This window comes from Gordonia alkanivorans NBRC 16433, from assembly GCF_000225505.1.
GTDB classification, from domain to species: domain Bacteria; phylum Actinomycetota; class Actinomycetes; order Mycobacteriales; family Mycobacteriaceae; genus Gordonia; species Gordonia alkanivorans.
Genome location: NZ_BACI01000027.1, coordinates 1 through 4,522, shown reverse-complemented (window position 1 = coordinate 4,522; position 4,522 = coordinate 1). Strand labels below are relative to the sequence as shown.

Annotated in this window: 6 protein-coding genes; 2 read left to right on the top strand and 4 right to left on the bottom strand. The window is 66.6% G+C overall.

Features of this window, described 5'->3' with window-relative positions; genetic code table 11:
• Positions 1 to 28: 28 nt before the first annotated feature.
• From GOALK_RS03885 to GOALK_RS03875, 3 genes are all read right to left on the bottom strand, one after another.
• Complete coding sequence (locus tag GOALK_RS03885; RefSeq protein WP_006357490.1) at positions 29 to 631, bottom strand: TetR family transcriptional regulator; 603 nt, start codon at positions 629 to 631, stop codon at positions 29 to 31.
• Entirely contained in the window at positions 628 to 948 is a 321-nt protein-coding gene (locus tag GOALK_RS03880; RefSeq protein WP_006357489.1) for a hypothetical protein, read from the bottom strand. Before GOALK_RS03880 ends, GOALK_RS03885 begins: the two co-directional genes overlap by 4 nt.
• Positions 949 to 1,122: 174 nt before the next feature.
• The gene (locus GOALK_RS03875) at positions 1,123 to 1,722 is read right to left on the bottom strand and encodes a DUF8020 domain-containing protein (RefSeq protein WP_006357488.1); all 600 of its coding nucleotides are present in this window, start codon (positions 1,720 to 1,722) and stop codon (positions 1,123 to 1,125) included.
• A 300-nt stretch (positions 1,723 to 2,022) separates the two neighbouring features.
• Between GOALK_RS03875 and GOALK_RS03870 the strand changes: the two genes are divergently transcribed.
• The gene (locus tag GOALK_RS03870; RefSeq protein ID WP_006357487.1) at positions 2,023 to 2,769 is read left to right on the top strand and encodes a class I SAM-dependent methyltransferase; all 747 of its coding nucleotides are present in this window, start codon (positions 2,023 to 2,025) and stop codon (positions 2,767 to 2,769) included.
• Between the two features lie 12 nt (positions 2,770 to 2,781).
• Here GOALK_RS03870 and GOALK_RS03865 read toward each other — a convergent pair whose 3' ends face one another.
• Complete coding sequence (locus tag GOALK_RS03865) at positions 2,782 to 3,336, bottom strand: TetR/AcrR family transcriptional regulator (RefSeq protein WP_040003981.1); 555 nt, start codon at positions 3,334 to 3,336, stop codon at positions 2,782 to 2,784.
• A gap of 126 nt (positions 3,337 to 3,462) precedes the next feature.
• Between GOALK_RS03865 and GOALK_RS03860 the strand changes: the two genes are divergently transcribed.
• Positions 3,463 to 4,522: hypothetical protein (locus GOALK_RS03860; RefSeq protein ID WP_006357485.1), on the top strand; the 1,060-nt coding region annotated here is incomplete at its 3' end.

Genomic DNA, 4,522 nt, shown 5'->3' with positions numbered 1-4,522 from the left:
CTGGTGACGGTGCGTTGCAGGCCCTGGCTCACTCCCGGATTCGCGCGGCTTCGATGGCCGGGGCGATGATCTCGGCGAGGTCGGCCGCGACGTCGCGGTTGCCTTCCGGCGGCATCGCGACGAAGCTCAGCGCCATGCGGGTGATCGCGCGCGAGATCCGCTCGATGTCGGAATCAGGCATGGTCAACCATGTCGACTCGCGAAATGCCTGCGACAGTCGCTCGCTCGCAGTGGCGATGATCGGCGCCACGTCGGTCGTGATGAGTTTCATCAGATCCGGCTTGGCCTCGCCGGACAGCAGTGACGCGATCAGGGGATCGGTGGCCACGCCGGTGAAGTACTCGGTGAACGCAGTGCGCAGCGCGCCGGTGACATCGCCGACGTGGTCGGCGAGAGATTCGGCGACATGCCCTGCGAAGCGGTTCGCCAACCTGACCGCATATCCCTGTGCCAGGCCGTTTCTCGACCCGAACTCGTTGTAGACGGTTTGTCGGCTCACACCGGTGGCGGCGGCGACATCCGACATGCGGATCGCCGACCAGTCGCGCTCAGTCAGAAGGTCATGCAACCCGTCGAGTAACGAGCTGCGCAGCAGCGACTCGCTGTCCTGCCCGTGATTACGTGTCGTCATCCTGCCGCGCCGACCGGCACCCGCGCGTTCGAGATCTCGGCGCGCAGTGCACTCCCGCCCCCGGCGTCAACGGCGCTACCGGTGTCGACATCAACGTCGAAGCGCACGGCCGTCGCCGGCCACCCGTTCATCTGGATGTTGCGGCTGTGCTGCATGGACCACGCAAGCGGGACGCGCGGGAGTGGGGTCGCGGGACCAGGAGCGAGTCCGAGGTCGGTGGCGATGGTCATGGCCACCAGTTTGCCGTGCTCGGTGGTGGTGGGCCACTGCCCGGCACCTGTCGGCTCACCGGGACGGACGGTCGCCGGGCCAGGCACTGATCAAGACAATGGGCGTTGTCTATACAAAAGTTTCGGTTTGTAAAGTACCCTTCTGCAAAGAAGATCCCTCGCGCGTTTCTGTCGGGGGAGGGCGCGAGGGATCTTCCTGGGGGAACTCCGGGGCGGCGGGGGAAAGGGCCGCGTCCGGAATCGAGGGGAGCTACCCCTCTGTCATGGGGTGTTGATCCAGTTCAGGATCGACTGTGCGGTGGCGGGATCGCCGTTGCTGATGCCGATTGCCGCACCGATGGCAGCGCCGACCCCGGCGCCCCAGATGCAACCGACGATGACGAGGCAGCCGATGATCAGGCCGGTGAGCGCACCGATTGCAGTGGTCACGTTGCCGCCGCGGTTCCAGCCGTTGTTGATGTGCCAGATCATCTGTTGATACGCGCGATCCTTCTTCGCCGACGCGGGACGAACGCCCGCCGCGATCGCGGTGCGAGCCTCCGGCGTGAGGATCGGGGTGAAGGTCGCCTGGGTGCGATCGGCGCTGACCTGCGTGCGCAGCGGCACCGTCGCCCCGTTGAGGGGCAGGGTCAGGGCGACGCGTTCGAGCAGCCGCCCGTTCGGGTCGACGACCCGCAGCTCGCTCCCGGCCGATACGAAGGTGGCGTTCCGCAGGCTCGACGTGATGGAGGTGCCGTCCGCGGAGGCGATCGACAAGTGTGAGGGCGCTGCAGGTGCCGGCGCGCCATGGGCAGTGCCGAACGAGATCGTGAGCACGGCGATGGCCGACGCCGTGATGCCGAACAGGCGGAAACGCTTCATCGGTCGCTCTCCACTTCGTCGTCTGCATGTGGTCGTTGCCGTCGCCGCGATGACCACACCCGGCCACCTAGTGGGCTCCGAGCGCTTTGTCGGGTTCGAGCGGTGTGATTGTTGCACCGTTCCGATCGCGCATGTGCATGTCCGATTCCATTTGGTATGAACGGATGACGTCCAAACATGTGGACCATGTGATCGAGGGAAGCGTCCCGAGGATGGCGCGAGGACCAGCTGTACTGACCCGGGCCGGTCGAGATCGATTGGCATGAGGTTCGAATGGTCGGTGAGTCGTAGCATGGAGGAGTGGGTTTCGCCGTCCCGCCCGAGGCGTACGGACGCTTCATGGGCCGCTACGCCGATCCGCTCGCCGAGGTCTTCACCGCCTTCGCGGGGGTCGGTGCCGATTCGGATGTCCTCGACGTCGGGTGTGGCCCCGGGGCGCTGACCTCCCACGTGCTGACACTGGGTGCTGCTGTGAGCGCGATCGATCCGTCCCCGCCCTTCGTCGATGCCTGTCGCGAACGATTTCCCGACGTTGACGTGCGCCGTGGTACTGCCGAGCAATTACCCTACGACACAGGCGAATTCACCCACGTACTCGCGCAGTTGGTGGTTCATTTCATGACGGACCCGGTTCGCGGTCTCGCGCAGATGGCACGCGTGACACGTCCGGGCGGGACCGTCGCGGCCTGCGTGTGGGACGGGCCGACCGGAGCGCTCGCCCCGTTCTGGGATGCGGTACACGTGCTCGAGCCGGACGCCCGGGATGAGGCGCTGCTGTCCGGCGCGCACCGTGGTCATCTCACGGAACTCTTCGCGATGGCCGGACTGCGGAGCGTCGTCGAGGAGCCGATCACCGTCGACGTTGTCCATCCGAGTTTCGAGGAGTGGTGGGAGCCCTACACTTTCGGCATCGGTCCGGCGGGCGAGTATGTGCAGTCGCTCGACGCCACCGATCGAAGCGAACTCGAGGCGGTGGCGCGGAAGCGTCTCGGCGACGGGCGGTTCATCGTCTCGGCCACTGCGTGGGCCGCACGCGGGACGGTCTGAGCACGAGGCGGGTCAGTCGTCGGACGACGGGCGCATACCCGCCAACAGGATGGACACCAGGCGCGGCACGAGGTTCGGGGTCACTGCCGCGACGGCCTCGGGCTGAGGGCGTGTGATGAGGCCGATCCCGACGATCAGCTCGAGTGCGTCGAGGTCGTCGCGGACCAGTTCTGCGTTCTTGGCCGAACCGAGCAGTTCGTCGACGCGGGCCAGGGTCTGGGTCTGGGTGGTGCGGACCGCAGCGGTCACGTACTCGGCCAACGCTGCAGACAGGGCGCCGAGATCCAACTCGACGAGCCGATTCACGAACGCCGTCCACGCGGCGTCGGGTGCGGTGGTGATCTGGGTGAGACCCTCGTCGGCGGCGCGCCCGATGTCGTTCAGGATCGCGAGCGCCACTTCGTCAGCGAGCGCATGCCGGGACTCGAAGTTGCGATAGAGCGTGGCGATCCCCACCCCGGCAGCCTCGGCGAGGGTCTCGAGTGCGACACCGCCGCCCTGTGCCGCGAACAGTCGACGGGCCTCTTTGACGATCGCCTGACGACGGCGCGCTGCATCTGCTCGCATGTCCACGTCCTCTCGACCCCGTGACTCGTCCGTCACATCGGTGTTGACAGCCCCAGTCTAACCGGAGGACTATCATCCACTAGATAGCGGAGGAAAAGCATCCGGTTTAGGTCTGGAGGACGTTCGATGACATCCACGGAGATGGGAATCACGGCGAATGAGGAGAAGGTTGCCTCGGGAAAGAAGACGCCGCCGGCCATGGTGATGCTGGTGGGCCTGACCGCCGGTTTAGGCGTCATCCTCATCCTCCTGCTGATGGTCTTCATCCTGCCGTCGCTGAAGAGCGGTGCCCACGATCTGCGGGTCGGTGTGGTCGGTGCGCCGGCCGCGGTCAGTTCGTTCGAGCGAAGCCTGGCCACGGCGGCTCCCGACGCGTACGAGCCACAGCGCTACGACTCGGAGGCCGGGTTGCGAGACGCGATCGAGCACCGTGAGGTGGTCGGCGGTTTCGTGGTCGACGAGGCGGGTGTCCACACCCTGGTTGCCAGCGCAGGCTCGGCGTCGATCAGCGGGAGCCTCACCGGTACCGCGCAGGCGGTCGGGCAGGCAACTGGTGAGAAGGTGACGGTCGAGGACGTCGTCCCGCTGCCCGAGGGCGACCCCACCGGCATCGGCATCGGCGGTCTCGCGTTCCCGCTCGTGTTCGGCGGTATCGTGCCGGTCGTCGCGTTCCGGAAGATCTTCCCGCGAAGCAACGGCTGGTACCTGACAGGTCTGATCACCTTCTCGGCCGTCGGTGGCGTCATCGTGGCGTCCATGCTCACCTTCGGGTTCGGCAGTATCGACGCGGGATTGTGGTCGACGGGCTTCTGGGCGGTCGCCGGTTCGATCGCGCTCGGTGTCGCCGCCCTGGCCATCCCTCTGGCCGGCCTGCAGAATGCGTTCGGCGTCAAAGGTTTCACTATCGGTGCGAATGGTCATGATGTTCCTCGGCAATCCGCTGGCCGGTATTGCCGGTTCGGCCGCGTGGTTGCCGTCCGGGCTGGGCACCGTCGGACAGATCCTGCCGCCGGGTGCGGCCGGAACCCTGGTCCGCTCGGCCGCCTACTTCGGCGGTGCAGCCGGTCTCACCGCGAGGCTGACGCTTGCCACCTGGATCGTCGTCGGTCTGGTGCTGTTCGTCACGGGTGCGCGACGTGCCGCCGTGTCGAGTGCCGAAGCCGTCGAGATCGGCAGCTAGGTGTAA